This window comes from Gordonia zhenghanii, from assembly GCF_021738965.1.
GTDB lineage: Bacteria > Actinomycetota > Actinomycetes > Mycobacteriales > Mycobacteriaceae > Gordonia > Gordonia zhenghanii.
Map to the genome: position 1 here is coordinate 41,425 of NZ_JAKKOQ010000004.1, position 19,189 is coordinate 60,613.

Genomic DNA, 19,189 nt, shown 5'->3' on the forward strand with positions numbered 1-19,189 from the left:
GCCGGAATGTCTGGTCCGCCGGTGGACTGTTACATGGATGCTAGGGCGTCTGAGACCCCGACGGCACGCCGTCGTCGTTTCAGCGGATGACTCAGACGTGGACGCGGCAGGCCTTGTGATCACAATCACCGAATAATTCCTCGCTGCAGGTCGATTCGGTTACCCCTCGGTCTACCGGCGGGTATACCTACGGGTCACCACAAAACGTGAGGGTTTCCTCATGTTCGTGTGTCAGGATGGTCGCGTTCCCACACGTAGGCCGACAGGAGTATCAGTGACCCTCGACCAGTTCCGCTTCAGCAATCGCACCTCCAACTCAGAGCCGTCGGAAAGTCTGATCGACCGATTCAGCGCAGGCGAGGGCTACGCGATCGGCTTCGGCGGACAGGGTGGACCGTGGCTGACCGGGCTGGCGGAACTCGTCGCCGACGCCGACCTCAGTCGTGTCGTCGAGACGACGCTCACCGACACCGCGAGTCGCCTCGCGCCGGTGGCCGACGAACTCGCCGCCGCAGGCAGCGACCGCTTCACGCCCGTCGAGTGGCTGGTCGCCCTCGACAACGAGGAGTCGGTGCCCGACGACGCCGAGCTGGCGAGTGCGCACCTGTCGCTTCCCGGGATCCTGCTGACCCAGATCGCTGCCATCGCGAATCTCGCCAAGCAGGGCCTCGACACGCGGACGCTGCCGCCGAGCGCGGTGATCGGCCACTCGCAGGGACTGCTCGCGATCGACGCCGTCGACACCGCCGAGCACGCGCGTGAGCACGACGACGCCGAACTGCTCGCCGTCGCGCAGCTGATGGGAGCGGCCGCGACTCTCATCGCTCGTCGCGAGGGACTGTCCGGGACGGCCGACGGACACCACGAGGGCACCGCACCGATGGTCGCCGTCTCCGGTGTCTCCCCGCACGAGATCGACACGATGCTCACCGAGTACGCGGCGAGCCTGCCCGCAGGCACTGTCGGACTGCCCACTGTGGCGATCGTCAACAACCGACGTTCCATCGTCGTCTCCGGCGCACCCCGCCACCTCGCAGGCTTCGCGCAGCTGTGTGATCGTCGCGCGGAATCCGATGCGGCTGACCGCAAGGCGAAGAAGACCGGCGGCAATCCGTTCGCACCGGTCTTCGACGAACTGCCGGTGACCGTGCCGTTTCACCACCCCGATCTGAGCCCCGCCGTCGACCTCGTCGCGCAGTGGGCCGAGCGCTGCGGCATCGATGTGGAGTTCGCGCGTCGGCACGCCACGCGCATCCTCGTCGAGCCCGTCGACTGGGTCGACCAGATCGGCGACGTCGTCGGCTCCGGAGCCACCTGGATCATCGACTTCGGACCCACCGATCTCGGTGCACGACTCGCCGCATCGGTCGCTCGAGGCCAGGGCGTCGGCGTTGTGGCCGCCGCGACCCGTCGCGGCCAGCGCAGCCTGTTCGTGCCCGGCAGCGCCCCGGCCGTCGCAGCCGCATGGTCGAGCTTCGCTCCGCGACTGGTGTCGCTGCCCACCGGCCGCGTGGGCGTGGACACCGCGTTCACCCGCCTCACCGGTCGGTCCCCGATGCTCCTGGCCGGCATGACGCCGACCACCGTCGACCCGGCGATCGTCGCCGCTGCCGCCAACGCAGGCCACTGGGCCGAGCTCGCCGGCGGTGGACAGGTCACCGAGGAGATCTTCGCCGCCAACGTCGACAAGCTCACCGGCCTGCTCGACGCGAACCGCCAAGTCCAGTTCAACTCGCTGTTCCTCGACCCGTACCTGTGGAAGCTGCAGCTCGGCGGCAAGCGGCTCGTCCAGAAGGCGCGTGCGCAGGGCGCACCGATCGACGGCGTCATCATCACCGCGGGCATTCCCGAGCTCGAGGAGGCCGTCGACCTCGTCGCCGAGTTCACCGACGCGGGCCTGCACTACGTCGCGTTCAAGCCGGGCACCGTCGACCAGATCCGGTCCGTCGTCCGCATCGCGACGCAGACCCCGCAGTTCCCGGTCATCGTCCAGATCGAGGGCGGCCGCGCTGGCGGACACCATTCGTGGGAAGACCTCGACGACCTGCTGTTGGCCACGTACGGCGAACTGCGCGACCGCCCGAACGTCGTCGTGTGCGTCGGCGGCGGCATCGGCACGCCGGAACGCGCGTCGGAGTACCTCACCGGCGCATGGTCGACGGCCTACGGCTACCCGGCGATGCCGCTCGACGGAATCCTGGTGGGCACCGCCGCGATGGCGACCCTGGAGGCCACCACCGCACCCGAGGTGAAGCAGCTCCTCGCCGACACCGAAGGCTGCCCGGACTGGGTCGGCGCGGGACACGCGACCGGCGGCATGGCGTCGGGTCGCAGTCAGCTCGGCGCAGACATCCACGAGATCGACAACTCCGCGTCGCGCTGCGGCCGACTCCTCGACGAGGTCGCAGGCGACGGCGACGCGGTCGCGCAACGGCGGGACGAGATCATCGCCGCCATGGCGCGCACTGCCAAGCCGTACTTCGGCGACGTCGCCGAGATGACTTACGGCGAATGGCTCGGGCGCTACGCCGAGCTCGCTGTCGGCGCGGCCGAAGATCCGTACGCGTGGGCCGACATCACCTGGGAGTCGCGCTTCGTCGAGATGCTGCGTCGCACCGAGGCCCGCATGCACGAACTGGACAACGGTGAGTTCGAGTCGTTGTTCGACGATCGCGTCACCGATCCTTACGCCGCGCTGGAGTTGATCGCCGCGACGTTCCCCGCCGTCGACGCCGACATCCTGCACCCGGCCGACGTCGCCTTCTTCCTCGAGCTGTGCCGGACCCCGGGCAAGCCCGTCAACTTCGTCCCCGTCATCGACAAGGACGTGCGCCGCTGGTGGCGCTCGGACTCGCTGTGGCAGGCCCACGACGCGCGGTACTCCGCCGACGAGGTGTGCATCATCCCCGGCACCGTCGCCGTCGCTGGCATCACCCAGGTCGACGAACCGGTCGGCGATCTGCTGAATCGTTTCGAACGCCAGGTGATCACCGACCTGCGTTCGTCGGGCGCCGAGCCCGAGGTGGTCGCCGGACGGCGTCGCCGCGGCCTCGTCGAGCAGTCCAGCCCGCTGAGCATCCTCATCGAAGCCGAAGACGTCCTGTGGGCGGGCCGCCAGGTCCGCAACCCGATCGCCCTCCTCGGCGACCGCGAGCAGTGGACGATCGTCGACGGCGAGCGCGCCGAGCACCCGAACGGTGCGGTCATCGCTTACGTTCCGGCCGCCGAAGCCGCCGACGACGAGATCCGGTTGGATCTGACCGTGCCGGTCTCCGGCACCGTCCTCCGTATCCCGTTCATCGGCGACCTGAAGGTGGTCGACGGCGGCAGTCCGCGCGTGGGCACGGTCTCCGCAGCGGGCGCGATGCGCGAGCTGCTGACCGTCGCCGCGGGCGGCAGCCTCGCCGCCGTGACCGACGGCGCGGCCACCGACACCGTCGCGTGGCGTGCCGACTCGGTCGCCGACCACAGCGGTGCGACCAGCGCGACCCTGCCGAGTGTGCTGCGCGCGGTGACGCCGTCGTCGCCGAACGGTTTCGCCGTGCCCGACGCTCTGGTCGTCGCGTGCTGGCCGACCGTCTTCAGCGTGATCGGCGCGGTCGCCACCGACGACGGCGTGCCGGTCGTGGAAGGTCTGCTCGACCTCGTCCACCTCGACCACGCGATCTCGTTGGCGGGCGCCCTGCCGACCGTCGACACCGACTTGACCGTCGAGGCACGGTGCCTCGGCGTCACCGACGCCGACGTGGGGCGTGTCGTCGAGATCGAGGTGGCAGTCACCGACGGCTCCGTCCCGGTCGCCCGACTCGTCGAGCGCTTCGCGATCCGCAACCGCATCGGTGACGCGACGCTGGCCGACCCGGTCCGCGCAGGCGGCGCGATCGACGACGAGCGCGCAGGCACCCGCAAGCACGTGCGGTCCGCGACCGTCACCGCTCCCACCCGGATGAACGGCTTCGCCGTCGTGTCGGGCGATCGCAACCCGATCCACACCGATCCGCTCGCCGCGCGGCTGGCCGGGCTCGGCGATCCGATCGTCCACGGCATGTGGCTGTCGGCGGTCGCGCAGCAGGTCGTCACCGCGGCGTCCGTGGCGCAGCCGGTGCCCGCACCGCGTGCGCTGCGCGGCTGGACCGCCCGTTACCTCGGCATGGTCCGTCTCGCCGACACCGTCGACATCCGAGTGGACCGCGTCGGCATCGACCACGGCCGTGAAGTGGTCGAAGTGACCGCCAAGGTCGACGGCGAACTCGTGATGGCGGCGACCGCGCTCCTCGATGCGCCGCGCACGGTGTACGCGTTCCCCGGACAGGGCATCCAGAGCAAGGGGATGGGCTTGGACGCCCGGTCCCGCAGCGCTGCGGCCCGCGAGATCTGGGACCGTGCCGACAAGCACACCCGCAAGGCGCTCGGCTTCTCCATCCTCGCCGTCGTCCGCGACAACCCCACGACTCTCATCGCCGCAGGCGAGCGCTACCACCACCCGGACGGCGTCCTGTTCCTGACGCAGTTCACCCAGGTCGCGATGGCAACCTTGGGAGTCGCGCAGATCGCGGAGCTCCGCGAGGCAGACGCCTTCGTCGAAGACTCCATCACCTGCGGTCATTCGGTCGGCGAGTACAACGCGCTCGCCGCGTGTGCAGGGGTGCTTCCGCTCGAAGCAGTCCTCGAAGTCGTGTTCCAACGCGGCAGCGCGATGCACCACCTCGTCCCGCGTGATGCGAAGGGGCGCAGCGACTACCGGCTGGCGGCGATCCGTCCGAGCCAGTTCGGTCTGGCCGACGCCGACGTCGAGAGCTACGTGAAGACGCTCGGCGAAGAGAACGGTGAGTTCCTCGAAGTCGTCAACCTCAACCTGCTCGGATCGCAGTACGCCATCGCAGGCACCGTCCGCGGCCTGGAGTTGCTCGAAGACGACATCGATCGTCGCCGCGCCGAGTTCGGCGGCAAACGAGCGTTCATCCTGGTCCCGGGAATCGACGTGCCGTTCCACTCGACCGTCCTGCGTGCCGGCGTGCCCGAGTTCCGCGGAAAGCTCGACGAACTGCTGCCCGAGGTCATCGACCCCGAGATCCTCGTCGGCAACTACATCCCGAACCTGGTCCCGCGGCTGTTCAACCTTGGCCGCGACTTCGTCCAGGAGATCGCCGACCTCGTCCCGTCCGAGCCGCTCGACGCGGTGCTCGCCGACTGGGACGCCTGGGAGGCCACGCCTGCCGCGCTGGCCCGCGTCATCCTCATCGAGCTCTTGGCCTGGCAGTTCGCCAGCCCCGTCCGGTGGATCGAGACGCAGGACCTCCTGTTCTCGAGCGTCGAGCAGGGTGGTGTGGGCGTCGAGCGATTCGTCGAGGTCGGCGTGAAGTCGGCTCCGACGCTGACAGGTCTGGCCCGCAACACCTTGAAGCTCGCGCCGTACGGAGCCGCGGTCACCGAGGTCCTCAACGTCGAGTCGGACGAGCAGCTCCTGCGCGCCGAAGACAGCGCGCCCGAGCCCGTCGACGAGGACATCGCCGACGAGACTCCCGCCGAAGCCGAGGCCCCGGCGGCCGCTCCCGTCGCAGCCGCGCCTGTAGCACCGGTCGCCGCCGCGGCAGGGCCCCGCCCCGCCGACATCGCGTTCGGACCCGCCGATGCGGTCCGTGCCGTGATCGCGCTCTGGACCAAGATGACTCCCGCTCAGATCGGCACGGTCGACACCATCGAGTCGCTGTGCGACGGCGTCTCGTCACGTCGCAACCAGCTGCTTCTCGACATCGGCGGCGAGCTCGGCCTCGGAGCCATCGACGGCGCTGCCGAAGCGGACATGACGGCGCTCGCCACGACCGTCGAGACACTCGCTCGCGGCTACAAGCCCTTCGGTGATGTGCTGACCGACGCGGTCGGCGATCAGATCCGCAAGGTCGCGGGCCCCACCGGCAAGCGTCAGGCCTACATCACCGACCGCGTCACAGACACGTGGCAGCTGGGCGGCGGCTGGGCGCAGCACACGCTCGTCGCCGTCGCTCTCGGATCACGTGAGGGCGCCAGCGTTCGCGGCGGCGACCTCGGCGACCTGCTCGACGGCGGTGTCGCCACGGCGGCCGACCTCGACGCCCTCGTCGACCGTGCCGTCCGCTCGGTCGGTGCGGCTCGCGGCGTGGCCGTCGAACTGCCCGCAGCGTCGTCGTCGGAAGGTGGGGCCGTCGACTCGGCTGCGCTCGACGCCTTCGCCGACCAGGTGACCGGTCCCGACGGCGTCCTCGCGACGACCGCCAACACGATCCTGGCCAAGCTCGGCCTCGTCGACCTCGAGTCGGCCGGTGAGGTCGTCGAAGACCCGAACGCCGTCGCCGCGGCACGCATCAGCGACGAGCTCGGCGCCGACTGGGTCCGCACCGTCACCCCCTCGTTCGACGAGAAGCGCGCGGTGCTGCTCGACGACCGCTGGGCCAGCGCTCGCGAAGACCTCGCGCGTCTGTGGCTCGAGGACGAAGCCGTCGTCGACGCCGATCACGACGAGATCGTCGCGCGACTGCGCGGAGCGGGCACGACGGTCGCGGAACACGCCACCTGGTGGCAGGGCAAGGCACTGCACCGCGGCTTCCGCGTGCACGCCCGCCTGTTCTCGGCGATCGCCGACGCCGCGGAATCGACCGAACGCGGAGAGTTCGCCGACGACGTCGCCGTCGTCACCGGCGCTTCGCCGGACTCGATCGCGGCCTCGGTGGTCGGCAAGCTGCTCGGCGGGGGAGCAACGGTCGTCGCCACCACGTCGCGGCTGACGAGCGAGCGACTCGCCTTCTACAAGAAGCTCTACCGCGATCACGCCGCCGTGGGCGCTGCACTCTGGGTGGTCCCCGCGAACCTCGCGTCGTACGTCGACGTCGACGCCGTCGTCGAGTGGATCGGTTCCGAGCAGACCGAGAACCTCGGTGCGACGACCGGAGTCATCAAGGAGGCGATGACACCCACCCTGCTGTTCCCGTTCGCGGCTCCGCGAGTCGCAGGCGACCTCGCCGATGTCGGCGGTCGTGCCGAACTGGAGATGAAGGTCCTGCTGTGGTCGGTGGAGCGTCTGATCGCCGGTCTCGGTGCGATCGGCGCCGACCATGATCTCGACTCGCGCGTCCACGTGGTGCTTCCGGGATCGCCGAACCGCGGGATGTTCGGCGGCGACGGCGCGTACAGCGAAGCCAAGGCCGCGCTCGACGCAGTCGTCACCCGCTGGGGCGCCGAGGAGTCGTGGGGCTCGCGCACCACGCTGGCGCACGCCTTCATCGGGTGGGTGCGCGGCACCGGACTCATGGGCGCCAACGATGGCATGGTCGCCGCGGTCGAGGCCGCAGGCGTCCGCACCTGGAGCACCGACGAGATGGCGGCCGAACTGGTCGCACTCTGCTCGGCGAGCACCCGCAGCGACGCGCGTCGTGAGCCGGTCATCGCCGACCTCACGGCCGGACTCGACCCGAACATCGACCTCAAGGCATTGGCGGCACAGGCTGCAGAGGCGGCTGTCGCGGACGAGACCGATGCGGATGAGCCGGGAGTGACCGGCAATTCACTGGTCGCCGCACTTCCCGCCCCGGCCCGCGCTGATCTCCCGACTGCGCACGCGTGGCCCGAGATCACGGCACGGCCCGAGGACATGGTGGTCATCGTCGGCGCGGGCGAAGTGGGACCGTACGGTTCCTCGCGCACGCGTTTCGAGATGGAGGTCGACGAGAAGCTCTCTGCCGCAGGCGTTCTCGAGCTCGCCTGGAACACGGGACTCGTCACCTGGGAGGAGACTCCGAAGCCGGGCTGGTACGACGTGGCGTCCGGCGATCGGATCGCCGAATCCGAGATCGCCGACCGCTACCACGACGAGGTCGTCGCACGCTGCGGCATCCGTACCTACGCCGACGAAGGCGCGATGGTCGACAACTCCGCTCCGCTGCTGGAGTCGGTGTTCCTCGACGACGACCTGACCTTCACAGTGCCGAACGAGGCTGCGGCCCGTGCGTTCGCATCCGCGGATCCCGAGCGCACTCGGATCGTGGCGACCGAGTCGGGCGACTGGTCGGTGACTCGCCTGGCGGGCACCGAGATCCGCGTCCCGCGTCGCTTCGAGCTGTCGCGGACCGTCGGCGGTCAGATCCCGACCGGCTTCGACCCGGTCCGCTGGGGCGTCTCGCCCGACATGGCCGAGTCCGTCGACCGGGTCGCGTTGTGGAACCTCGTCGCGACCGTCGACGCGTTCCTCACCGCAGGTCTGAGCCCGAGCGAGCTCATGCGCTGGGTCCACCCCGGTCTGGTCGCGAACACCCAGGGCACCGGCATGGGCGGCATGACGTCGATGCGGTCGCTGTACGTCGACACGCTGCTCGGCGAGTCGAAGGCCAACGACATCCTGCAGGAGGCGCTGCCGAACGTCGTCGCCGCGCATGTCGTGCAGTCGTACATCGGCTCGTACGGTGCGATGATCCACCCGGTCGCAGCGTGTGCGACGGCCGCGGTGTCCGTCGAAGAGGGCGCGGACAAGATCCGCCTCGGCAAGGCGCTGTTCGCGGTCGCAGGCGGATTCGACGACCTCGGCATCGAGGGCATCGTCGGATTCGGCGACATGTCGGCCACCGCCGATTCGGCGGACATGGAGGCCAAGGGGATCGACGAACGTCGCTACTCCCGAGCGAACGACCGCCGCCGTGGCGGCTTCGTGGAGTCCGCCGGTGGCGGAACCGTGCTCCTGGCTCGCGGCGACGTCGCCGCAGAACTGGGTCTGCCTGTTCTCGGTGTGGTGGCGTGGGCGCAGAGCTTCGGCGACGGCGTTCACACGTCGATCCCGGCTCCCGGGCTCGGTGCTCTGGGCGCGGCCCGCGGCGAGGCGTCGTCCCCGCTCGCGACGTCGCTCGCCTCGCTGGGCGTCAGCGCAGACGATGTGGCGGTCGTGTCCAAGCACGACACATCCACTCGCGCCAACGACCCGAACGAGTCCGAGCTGCACGAGCGACTGGCCGGAGCCATCGGTCGAGGCGACGGAGCGCCGCTGTTCGTGGTGTCGCAGAAGTCGCTGACCGGTCACGCCAAGGGCGGCGCTGCCGCCTTCCAGCTGATCGGGCTGTGCCAGGTGCTCCGCGACGGCGTCCTTCCGCCCAACCGCAGCCTGGACTGTGTGGACGAGAAGATGGCCGAGTACCCGCACCTGGTGTGGCCGCGGGAGACCCTGCGGATGGGTGAGAAGTTCCCGCTCAAGGCGGGTCTGCTCACCAGCCTCGGCTTCGGCCACGTGTCCGGCCTCATCGCCGTCGTCCATCCCGAGGCGTTCGTCGCCTCGCTCGACGAGTCGAGTCGCGGCGGCTACCGCCGCGCGGCCGCCGCCCGTCTGCGTGACGGCCGCCAGCGTCTGCTGTCGTCGATGTGCGGTGGCGAACCGGCTTACCAGCGTCCGGACGGACGTCGGTTCGGCGACGCCGACGAGCACACGGCCGAGTCGGCGTTGCTGCTCGATCCGGAGTCGCGTCTGACTGAGGAAGGCACGTACGTCCGATGAGCATTGTCGGAGTGGGGATCGACATGGTGTCGGTTCCCGAGTTCAGTGAGCAGTTGTCCACGCCGGGATCGACGTTCATCGGCCACTTCTCGGTCGGTGAACGGCGTGACGTGGCCGACCGCAGCGGTGACGGCGCCCGGAACCTGGCGGCCCGGTGGGCGGCTCGCGAAGCGGTCATCAAGGCATGGTCGTCGAGCAGGTTCGGTCTCGCGCCGTTGTTGCCGGACACCGCTGTGAACCAGGTGGAGATCCAGTCGGACTCGTTCGGCAGGCCTCGCGTGCGTCTGCACGGCGATCTGGCGAATGCGATCGGCCACTTGAAGATTCACGTGTCGTTGACGCACGACGGCGACATGGCAGGCGCCGTCGCGATCCTGGAGGAGGCGACCGACGGCTAGTCGGACTCGGCGTGTGGCCGGGTCAGTCGCGGTCGACCGACTCTTCGAGTAAGAGGTAGCCGGCGAGCATCCGTTTGAGCTCGCCGACTACTTCTGCGTGGTCGTGCGGCGCCTGTACGGAGAAGCTGAGCAACGAGTACGCGGCGTGAACGAGGACCTCGGCCATCATCTGGCGTCGGTCGCGCTGGGACGTCGGAGTCAGCGGTGCGAGGATGCGGGACACCTGTTCGGCGAGGATCTTCTCGGTGATCGACGCCGTCGCGCGTGTCGCGGGCGTCGACTGGACGGCCAGCCAGACGGCTCGACGCGACGGGTCGGTGCGCCACAGTTCGGCGAGGTGGTCCAAGAACTTCTCGAGGAGTTGCGGCCACTGAAGGGACGGGATCTCCGAGGCGAATGCCGACAGCTCTTCGCTGACTGCGGTCGTGTCCTGGCGGTCGAGTTCGCACACGACCACGTACTTGTTGGCGAAGTACTGGTAGATGGTGCCGATGGGGAGCTCGGCGCGTTGCGCGATCTGCTCACAGGTCAGCGAGTCGAAGCCGACGTCGATCAGTACGTCGCGCGCCGACGACAGGATCGTCTCGAAGGTGCGTCGACTCCGCTCCTGCGTCGGTCGCTTACGCGGGACGAGGGGCTCAGGTGAGTCAGCATGGGTCATGCCGAGAAGGTCAGATCGACAGGTCGCGACGTAGCTTCGCGACGTGCCCGGTGGCGCGCACGTTGTACTGCGCGGCGGCGATGACGCCGTTCTCGTCGATGAGGAACGTCGATCGGATGACGCCCTGGACGACCTTCCCGTACATTTTCTTTTCACCGAACGCGCCCCACGCAGTGAGGACGGTCTTGTCGGGATCACTCAGGAGCGGGAACGTCAGCTCGTCGCGTTCGACGAACTCGGCGAGCTTGGCCGGCTTGTCGGGGGAGACGCCGATGACGTCGATGCCCTGGCCGTTCAGTTCGGCGAGGCTGTCGCGGAAGTCGCATGCCTGTTTGGTGCAGCCGGGGGTCATCGCTGCCGGGTAGAAGTAGACGATCACCTTGCGTCCCGCGTAGTCGGAGAGGGACACCTGCTTCTCGGTGGAGTCGAGAAGAGTGAAATCGGGGGCCTTGTCACCGACGGCGAGTCGTGCGTTCTCAGACATACCGCCAGGCTATCCGATCGCAGTGACACTGATCCCTTGTAGGCTCAACCCGAAGACGAACCCTGAAATGTCAGAAAGTACTGGAGGACGAACGTGGCCGGTGACACCGAACGGATCGAGAAGGACATCGCGCAGGCGCGCGAGGAGCTCGCGAAGACCCTCGATCAGCTTGCGGTGAAGGGGAACCCGCAGCGACTGGCCGGCGAGGCGAAGACGAAGGCGATGGCCGTCGTACAGAAGCCCGCCGTCAAGTACGGAGCCGCCGGAGTCGGTGCTCTCGTCGTCGCGGTGATCGTCAAGATTTTCCGCTGACCGCCCTGCTGGTCGAGCTCAACCCTGCTGGTCGAGCGGAGTCGAGACCCCCGGTCCGCCGGTCTGTTCGCAGACCGGCGGACCACTGCGTTAACGCTCAGTCCCGCCGTCGACCAGGCGATTTGGGTTATCTCCGATCCTGCTGTTAATGTTTCTTCTCGCAAGGCCAAGCGCCATTAGCTCAATTGGCAGAGCAGCTGACTCTTAATCAGCGGGTTCGGGGTTCAAGTCCCTGATGGCGCACTCAAATCCCTGTGATCCGCACAAGCGCGGATCACAGGGATTTTTCGTGTGCTGACGTACCGCAAGCGAAACGAGCGCGCCCGTTCGCCGGTCACGTCGTCAGATGATGCCGGTCGTCGTTCTTGATAGTGACTGCCGCGATGATCACGCCGATCACCACCCCGATGAGAGTGTCGGCGACGCGGGTGGCCGCGATGGTGGCGCCACCGGACGCGCCGAGCCCGGTCAAGATCAGTGCCATCGTGGTGATGAAGATCTGGGCGAGCGCGTAATTGCGCGTCACGAAGAGTTCGCCGCATGTCTGACAGATGATGACGACGATGATCAGCGGCCAGTAGCCCGGATGAAGCGCGAAGATGCCGACGACGACGAGGGCGCCCGCGGCGTTGCCCAGGACGCGCTGGATCCCGCGCTGGACTGTGTGGTGATAGTGAGCGCCCTGCAGCGCGGTGAGCGCGCCGATGGTGGCCCACAGTGGGTGGTCCAGCCCGAGGGCTGCGGCAAGGAGTCCGGCGATCAGGCAGGCGATGCCCAGACGCGCGACGTCGAGCAGGATGGTGCGGTCGCCGAGACGGTGGAACCCGGCGCGGAACGCCGGACCGGGGTGGTGAGCCTTGATGTCCTCGACTTCGATCTCGCGCTCAGACTTGGCCGGAACAGGGAAGTCGGAACGAATCCGACGGAGGCGTACCGCGAGGTCGGCGAAGTCGCGGTGCGCGGGATCGAGAGTGTCTCGTGAGCCGCTGTCGACGACCGTTTCGGCGGCGTCCACCAGAGCGAGCAATTCTCGTGTGTGTGCGTCGATACGCCGGTGCGGGGTAAGGGCGATCGTCTCCCGGGCAGTCGAAATGGCTTGGCGCGCTGCGGGTTCGGCTGCGACGTCGCCACTTTCGACTGCTGCCGCAGCAGACAGCGCACGAGCCACCGCGACTCGGGCAGGACTGTGGGGATGCAGAATCGCAGGCCACATCGCGACGATCCAGCCGAGGACCGCGCCAACGGTGATGGCGAGCGTGACCTCGCCGACGTCCTGAGCGTCCTGGGCGAAGCCTGCCGCGCCTGCGGCCGCAAAGACCATGATGGCAGCTCCGGGCCCGGTGATCCGGAATGCCTGCAGTAACCAGAAGACGATCCCACCTGTGGCTGAGAGTAGAACGACCTGCGTCCAGACGTTGAGGCCGAGCGCGCCGAGTGCTGCACCGAAAGCGGCGCAGGCCACGATGAGTGCGACGACGCCTGCCAGTCTCGGCGCGAGGCGACGGTACGGCTCGTAGCGGAGGAAGGCCGAACTCAATGTGCCGAGGGCGGTAAACGCCGCGATCTCGGTGAACCCGAGCAGTCCGCAGCCGACGAGCGCGATCATGCCGACCAAGCCGACGCGCAGTGCGAGCGCCGTCGTCGGGTCGGCCCGGCGCATCTCGAACGCGCTCCGCCACGTGGCGGGCGACGCGACGTGGGCCAGAGCCGTCCCGACTGCTTGAGCCGGGGCTGGCGGACGGAGGACGAGTCATCGTGCATGACTCCAGAATAATACTTCACAAGTAAAATAACTATGAATTAATCCGTCTCGGTGGGTAGAGTTCGTCACATGGCGTCACGTATCCCCGGGGACGGACCCGACTATGTCGAGCGGGCCCGTAGCGATTGGGCTGAGCGGTTTCCCGACATGGACGTGCGGCCGATCGACGTCATCGGGCGCATCACGCGGATCAGCACGCTCGCTCTGGCGAGGTTCGAGCGAGAACTCGACGCCAGCGGAATCGGCCGTACCGAGTTCGACGTACTCAGTGCGCTTGCCCGCAGTGATCATCCGTTGCGAGCGAGTGAAGTCACTTCGGTGACTGGGGCGTCAGCCGGATCGACGACCAAGCACGCCGAGCGGTTGGCGAAGATGGGACTGATCGAGCGTGAGCGACTCGAGCGCGACGGCCGGGTCGTGTTGTTGTCGCTGACCGATGCGGGTCGCGAACTGGTGCACGAGCAGTTCCCGCGGCGGGTCGAGAGCGAGTTGCAGATGCTCGACGGACTCGACGACGACGAGATCAGGATTCTGACCGACATGTTGCGAAGAATCACCGAGAACGTCGAGAGGCGGAACTGATTTCGGAGCTGCTGGCGCGTTCCATCCGGTCTGATCTGTCTCGATGATTCGCGAGACCTGCGACGACGGAGATGATTGACTCTCCTGACATCGACCGTCGGGGAGGCTCACATGTCGGCACGTCGTCCAGGTATTCGCGGAATCGTGACACTGCTGGCATCGATAGCTGTCGCCGGCGGATTGGTGGCCCCGATCGGCGCCGGTCCCGCAGCCGCCAAATCGACGGTTGCCTGGTTGTGTGAACCGGGGGTACTGGATCCGTGTGACCTGAAGAACGACAGGACCGACCAGTTAACCGACAAACGGACCCCGGCTGCGCCCGTGCCGGACTCGGCGAAAAAGGCCGACTGCTTCTACGTCTACCCGACGGTCACCGATCAGCCGTCGATCCTGGCGGACAAGAAGGTGGTCCCGACGGTTCAGTCGATCGCGCGTTTTCAGGCCGCGTCGTTCAACGATCTGTGTCGCGTGTACGCACCGGTCTACCGTCAGATGACGCTATGGGGACTGAGTCCGTCGATGGTTGCGTCCTGGGTCGGCAACCGCGACCTGCCGAACACTGCTTACGGGGACGTGAAGCAGGCGTGGCAGAAGTACCTGCGCGAAGACAACAACGGGCGGCCGGTCATCTTCATCGGTCATTCCCAGGGCTCGATGATGCTGCGCAAGCTGATCCGTGAGGAAATCGACCCGAAATCTGAACTGCGTAAGAAGATGGTGGGCGCGTTCCTCATGGGCGGCAACGTGATGACCGCCCGCGGACGGACCACCGGTGGTGACTTCCGGAATATTCCCATCTGTACCAGGCGTGCCGAGACCGGCTGTGTGGTCGCGTACTCGACCGCGCTGATAGGTCTACCGTCGTTGTTCGGCAACAGTGGTCTCGACGCGTTGAGTTCGCCAATGAATCTCCCGACGGGACCCGCCTTCCAAGTGGCGTGCACCGACCCCGACCGATTGAGCGGTGACCGGACTCCGGCCGCGGCGACGGTCCCTAGCAGGCCGTACGCGGCGAGCATGATCGCATTCCTGATGAAGGTGTCGACGTTCCCCGGCGATCTGCCGACATCGTCGTCGACTTGGACCACCGGTCGTGGACGGTGGAACCTGAACTGCGAGGACCACCTCGGCTTCCGCAAGCTCATCGCCCACTCGGTGATCCCTCAGCACTTCAACGAACTGCCGCTGTTCGACTCGCATCTGGTCGACCTGAACCTCGGAATAGAGAAACTGCATTCGATCGCCGAGCAGCAGATCGCCGCGTACGTCGGCTGAAGCGAGCAGAACTTTCAACCTCTAGTGGACGTCACAACCCATTCGGTCGAATGAGTCACACCGGTGTGATCCAAGCGTCGTCGCGGTGGTCGATGTCGGAGGTATTGGGTATTGTCGATGACGATTCATCGAGGTAGTGAGGCTTTCGTCGATCGGTAACGTCGCCGGGTTCGGTAACGACAAAATGGACGACGCCGCAGCTGCGCGTGGCGGAGCCGTCACGCCGTCCTCGGCGACGAGGAATACGGTCGGCGTCTCGTACAATCGACGAGAACCGGAACACGGTCCGCTTTCGGGTTCCCATGACCATGAGTCGGGAACGGTTAGAAGAGGTTTGGGAGCAAGATGGGCATCACTCGGAGTGGCCGACGCAGACCTGGAGTCAAGGCGTCGATGGTCGCGTTGCTGGTCGGGACGATGGCATTCCTGTCGGCCTGCGGCACCACCTACGGCAGCGAGGTCCAGGCGGACGGTGAGTTCGCCGACATGATCAAGCCTGCGATCTCCGTCACGGACACTGGTGGCGAGGCATTGGGCAAGAACGAGGTCGACATCCAACCCGGGCAGCCCATCGTCGTGAACGCGACCGAGGGTGCTATCACCGACGTCAAGATCAAGAAGGCCAGCGGTGGCTTCATCTCCGGTGACGTCAGCGACGACGGTGCGAAGTGGACGAGCACCGAGCCGTTCGGTTATGGCCGCAGCTACACGGTCAACGCGACGGCATCCGGTGTCGGTGGCAGCACGACGAGCACAACTAAGTTCACGACTCGCTCTCCGCAGAACCAGACCGCTGCCTACATCACTCCTCCGAACGGCGAGACCGTGGGCGTCGCGCAGGCTGTCGGCGTCCGTTTCGACGAGGCGATCGGCGATCGGGAGGCCGCAGAGAAGGCCATCACGGTCACGACAAACCCGAAGACCGAGGGTGCGTTCTACTGGATCAGCAACCAAGAGGTCCGCTGGCGGCCCAAGGAGTTCTGGAAGCCCGGTACCAAGGTCGACGTGAAGGTCAACATCTTCGGCATCGATCTCGGTGACGGGACCTTCGGTCAGGACAACGCATCGTCCAGCTTCAAGATCGGTCGCGACCTGGAACTGTCGGTCGACGACAGCGACAAGATCGTCGTGGTCAAGCGTGACGGCAAGGTGATCCGTCGGATGCCGACGTCGATGGGCAAGGATGCTGCACCGACCAACAACGGCATCTACACGATCGGCGACCGCGTCGACCACATCATCATGGACTCCGCGACCTACGGTGTCCCCAACACCTCTGCCGACGGATACCGCACGCCGGTCGACTACGCGACCCAGATGTCCTACAGCGGCATCTACCTGCACGCGGCCCCATGGTCGGTGTGGGCGCAGGGCAACACCAATACGTCGCACGGTTGCCTCAATCTGAGCCCCGCCGACGCGCTGTGGGTCGTGCGGAACACGCTGCGAGGCGATCCCGTGACTGTCACCGGTACCGTCGGCGAGCAGCTTCCGGGGACCGACGGTCTCGGCGACTGGAACATCCCGTGGTCGACGTGGTCGAAGGGGAACGCGTAAACCCTGACGGGCGACCACCCGACCATAAGTGAACATATGAACAGAGTCCGGCTGAGGCATCCTCAGCCGGACTCTGCCATTGAGTGGTGTTAGTATCGCGTTCGATAGAAAAAAGTCACTGACGATTGGTATGGACACCATGGCTCGTCCCTCCTGGGAAACTGAGGACCTGACCGCGCTGCGTGAGATGGCGCGTGGATTCTGCGAGAAGGAGATCGCTCCCAACACGGAGCGCTACATCGAACAGCACCACGTGGATCGCGACCTGTGGCGCAAGGCAGGCGAAGTCGGACTCCTCTGCATGTCGATTCCGGAAGAGTACGGCGGCGGCGGCGGAACATTCGCCCACGAATCCGTCCTGATCGAAGAGCAGGCCCGCACCGTCGACTCGTCGTGGGGGCAGAGCCTGCACAACGGCATCATCGCGCACTACATTCTGGCGTACGGCTCGGAAGAGCTGAAGAAGAAGTGGCTGCCGAAGATGGCCTCCGGCGAGGTCGTCGGCGCCATCGCCATGACCGAGCCCGGCACGGGGTCGGACCTGCAGAACGTCAAGACCAAGGCGGTCAAGGACGGCGACGACTACGTCATCGACGGTTCCAAGACCTTCATCACCAACGGCGGTCAGGCAGACCTCGTGATCGTCGTCGCGAAGACGGATCCGGCGGCGGGCGCCAAGGGCATCTCGCTGATCCTGGTGGAGACCGACCGTGAGGGCTTCAGTCGTGGCCGCATTCTCGACAAGGTCGGCATGCGTGGCCAGGACACCGCGGAGCTCAACTTCTCGGGCGTGCGAGTCCCGCAGTCGAACCTCCTCGGCGACCAAGAAGGTCTCGGCTTCATCCAGTTGATGACGCAGCTGCCGCAGGAGCGGTTGATCATCGCCGTCGCATCGGTCGCGGGCATGGAAGTCGCGCTGGAGAAGACGGTCGAATACACCAAGGAGCGCACCGCATTCGGCAAGCCGGTGTTCGGGTTCCAGAACACCAAGTTCAAGCTCGCTGAGGTGGCGACTGAGGCGCACATCGCACGTGTCTTCGTCGACGACTGCATCGAGAAGCATCTGCGCGGGGAACTCGACATCCCGACGGTCGCGATGGCCAAGTGGTGGACGACCGACCGCGCCATGCAGGTCGCTGACACCTGCTTGCAGCTGTTCGGCGGGTACGGCTACATGAACGAGTACCCGATCGCACGCATGTGGGCCGACAACCGCGTCCAGATGATCTACGGCGGCACCAACGAGATCATGAAGGAAGTCATCTCGCGCTCGCTGTGACGAGTCAGGGCACCGGGAGTTTCCAGGCGCCGGGGCGTCCGCAGCGAGGGATTCGGCGACGTGTAGAACGGGAGGCATGCTGACCAACGACGACCGAATCGCAGCACTCGAGGCGATCGAATCGATCAAGAGCCTCAAACACGGGTACTGGCGGGCCTGCGACGCAAAGGATCCCGAGGGTTTCGGGGCATCGTTCATCGCCGAGGGCGCCGTGATCGACTACGGTCCACTCGGGAGCTTCGACGACGTGAAGCCGATGGTCGAGATCTTCCGGAACGTCGCGTGCAAGAAGGTCGACGGCCACTACGCGGTGCTCGACATGCACCACGGGTCGCACCCGGAGATCGAACTGACCGCGCACGACACGGCGGTCGGCCGCTGGTCGCTGCGGTTCCGCCAGGTGAACACCGTCGAGCGGACCGAGACCGTGTCGATCGGCGAGTACAACGACGAGTACCGGTTCACCGACGGTGCGTGGCGGATGTCGGTGTGCCGTTTCACCCCGCGGTGGTCCATCACGAGGCCGCTGGGTGACGACGCACGGGTCGAAGAGGGTATTTTCGATAGTCGTGGTTGACTTCGCATATGTGATCGCCGGCTCGGAAGCGACCGGCGGCGCCGGAATCCAGACAGATCTCAAGACGTTTCAGGCGTCCGGGGTGTTCGGCCTCGGCACCATCACCTGCATCGTGTCGTTCGATCCCGCGAACGACTGGGGACACCGGTTCGTGCCGATCGAGCCGGGAGTCATCGCCGACCAGATCGAAGCCGCGACGAGCGCGTACGACCTCGACGTCGTCAAGATCGGCATGCTCGGGACGCCCGCGACGATCGACGTCGTCGCCGACGCGTTGGGCCGCCAGTCGTGGCGTCACGTGGTCCTCGACCCGGTCCTGATCTGCAAGGGGCAGGAACCCGGAGCGGCGCTCGACACCGATCAGGCGTTGCGCGCCAAGGTGTTGCCGCACGCCACGGTGGTCACTCCGAACCTCTTCGAGTCGCAGACCCTGTCCGGGATGGACGAGATCACCACCGTCGACGAACTCGCTGAGGCGGCCCGCCGCATCGGTGCGCAGGGGCCGCAGTACGTCTTGGCCAAGGGCGGCGTCGAACTGCCCGGCGACGACGCGGTCGACGTCCTGTTCGACGGTGAAGACGTGACGGTGCTGTGCGCGCCGAAGATCGGCGGCGAGCGGGTCTCCGGCGCGGGCTGCACGCTGGCTGCGGCGTTGACGGCCGAGCTCGCCAAGGGGGCGTCGGTCGTCGATGCGGCGCGTCGCGCGAAGGATTTCACGGGGGCGGCGATCAAGGCCCGCGTGAGCGGACACCTCCCGTTCGACGCCGTCCGCCAGGGCGTCGCAGACTGACCGA

General features: G+C 67.0%; 12 protein-coding genes and 1 tRNA gene. 10 read left to right on the forward strand and 3 right to left on the reverse strand.

The window, feature by feature from the left end:
• Positions 1-274 precede the first annotated feature (274 nt).
• Both L5G32_RS03825 and acpS read left to right on the forward strand, forming a co-directional pair.
• Entirely contained in the window at positions 275-9,508 is a 9,234-nt protein-coding gene (locus tag L5G32_RS03825) for a type I polyketide synthase (protein WP_237009701.1), read from the forward strand.
• The gene (gene acpS / locus L5G32_RS03830) at positions 9,505-9,906 is read left to right on the forward strand and encodes a holo-ACP synthase AcpS (RefSeq protein WP_237009702.1); all 402 of its coding nucleotides are present in this window, start codon (positions 9,505-9,507) and stop codon (positions 9,904-9,906) included. The genes L5G32_RS03825 and acpS overlap by 4 nt, the downstream gene beginning before the upstream one ends.
• A 22-nt stretch (positions 9,907-9,928) precedes the next feature.
• Here acpS and L5G32_RS03835 read toward each other — a convergent pair whose 3' ends face one another.
• Together L5G32_RS03835 and bcp are read right to left on the reverse strand one after the other, a co-directional pair.
• Positions 9,929-10,567 (reverse strand): TetR/AcrR family transcriptional regulator, encoded by a 639-nt coding sequence (locus L5G32_RS03835; protein ID WP_237009703.1) that lies wholly within the window; start codon positions 10,565-10,567, stop codon positions 9,929-9,931.
• Positions 10,568-10,577: 10 nt separating this feature from the next.
• Positions 10,578-11,051 carry a thioredoxin-dependent thiol peroxidase gene (bcp, locus tag L5G32_RS03840; protein ID WP_237009704.1) on the reverse strand — a complete coding sequence of 158 codons (474 nt, stop codon included), beginning with the start codon at positions 11,049-11,051 and terminating at the stop codon, positions 10,578-10,580.
• Positions 11,052-11,144: 93 nt separating this feature from the next.
• Here bcp and L5G32_RS03845 point away from each other — a divergent pair, with 93 nt between their 5' ends.
• A complete protein-coding gene (locus L5G32_RS03845; RefSeq protein WP_237009705.1) occupies positions 11,145-11,363 on the forward strand; it encodes a DUF3618 domain-containing protein in 219 nt (72 codons plus the stop codon).
• Between the two features lie 170 nt (positions 11,364-11,533).
• A tRNA-Lys gene (locus L5G32_RS03850) sits at positions 11,534-11,606 on the forward strand.
• Between the two features lie 91 nt (positions 11,607-11,697).
• Here the strand turns inward: L5G32_RS03850 and L5G32_RS03855 are convergent.
• On the reverse strand, positions 11,698-13,023 hold the full coding sequence (locus tag L5G32_RS03855) for an FUSC family protein (RefSeq protein WP_237009706.1): 1,326 nt from the start codon (positions 13,021-13,023) through the stop codon (positions 11,698-11,700).
• A 171-nt stretch (positions 13,024-13,194) separates the two neighbouring features.
• On the opposite strand from L5G32_RS03855, the gene L5G32_RS03860 reads away from it, so the two are divergent.
• The 6 genes from L5G32_RS03860 (at position 13,195) to thiD (ending at position 19,185) form a co-directional block, all read left to right on the forward strand.
• Positions 13,195-13,707 carry a MarR family winged helix-turn-helix transcriptional regulator gene (locus tag L5G32_RS03860; RefSeq protein WP_237009707.1) on the forward strand — a complete coding sequence of 171 codons (513 nt, stop codon included), beginning with the start codon at positions 13,195-13,197 and terminating at the stop codon, positions 13,705-13,707.
• 111 nt (positions 13,708-13,818) lie between these two features.
• Entirely contained in the window at positions 13,819-14,982 is a 1,164-nt protein-coding gene (locus tag L5G32_RS03865; RefSeq protein WP_237009708.1) for a DUF3089 domain-containing protein, read from the forward strand.
• A 345-nt stretch (positions 14,983-15,327) separates the two neighbouring features.
• Positions 15,328-16,539: a L,D-transpeptidase gene (locus L5G32_RS03870; protein WP_237009709.1), complete on the forward strand. Its 1,212-nt coding sequence runs from the start codon at positions 15,328-15,330 to the stop codon at positions 16,537-16,539.
• A gap of 139 nt (positions 16,540-16,678) precedes the next feature.
• Positions 16,679-17,818, forward strand: coding sequence for an acyl-CoA dehydrogenase family protein (locus L5G32_RS03875; RefSeq protein ID WP_237009710.1), 1,140 nt, complete (start codon positions 16,679-16,681; stop codon positions 17,816-17,818).
• A 76-nt stretch (positions 17,819-17,894) separates the two neighbouring features.
• Complete coding sequence (locus tag L5G32_RS03880) at positions 17,895-18,395, forward strand: nuclear transport factor 2 family protein (RefSeq protein WP_237009711.1); 501 nt, start codon at positions 17,895-17,897, stop codon at positions 18,393-18,395.
• Complete coding sequence (gene thiD / locus L5G32_RS03885; protein ID WP_237009712.1) at positions 18,388-19,185, forward strand: bifunctional hydroxymethylpyrimidine kinase/phosphomethylpyrimidine kinase; 798 nt, start codon at positions 18,388-18,390, stop codon at positions 19,183-19,185. The genes L5G32_RS03880 and thiD overlap by 8 nt, the downstream gene beginning before the upstream one ends.
• The last annotated feature ends 4 nt before the right edge of the window (positions 19,186-19,189 follow it).

What these genes read in the sequence shown, in the direction of transcription:
- acpS (WP_237009702.1), top strand. Translation starts at nt 9,505, where the DNA reads ATGAGCATTGTCGGAGTGGGGATCGACATGGTGTCGGTTCCCGAGTTC.
- L5G32_RS03835 (WP_237009703.1), bottom strand. Translation starts at nt 10,567, where the DNA reads ATGACCCATGCTGACTCACCTGAGCCCCTCGTCCCGCGTAAGCGACCG.
- bcp (WP_237009704.1), bottom strand. Translation starts at nt 11,051, where the DNA reads ATGTCTGAGAACGCACGACTCGCCGTCGGTGACAAGGCCCCCGATTTC.
- L5G32_RS03855 (WP_237009706.1), bottom strand. Translation starts at nt 13,023, where the DNA reads ATGCGCCGGGCCGACCCGACGACGGCGCTCGCACTGCGCGTCGGCTTG.
- L5G32_RS03860 (WP_237009707.1), top strand. Translation starts at nt 13,195, where the DNA reads ATGGCGTCACGTATCCCCGGGGACGGACCCGACTATGTCGAGCGGGCC.
- L5G32_RS03865 (WP_237009708.1), top strand. Translation starts at nt 13,819, where the DNA reads ATGTCGGCACGTCGTCCAGGTATTCGCGGAATCGTGACACTGCTGGCA.
- L5G32_RS03870 (WP_237009709.1), top strand. Translation starts at nt 15,328, where the DNA reads ATGGGCATCACTCGGAGTGGCCGACGCAGACCTGGAGTCAAGGCGTCG.
- L5G32_RS03875 (WP_237009710.1), top strand. Translation starts at nt 16,679, where the DNA reads ATGGCTCGTCCCTCCTGGGAAACTGAGGACCTGACCGCGCTGCGTGAG.
- L5G32_RS03880 (WP_237009711.1), top strand. Translation starts at nt 17,895, where the DNA reads ATGCTGACCAACGACGACCGAATCGCAGCACTCGAGGCGATCGAATCG.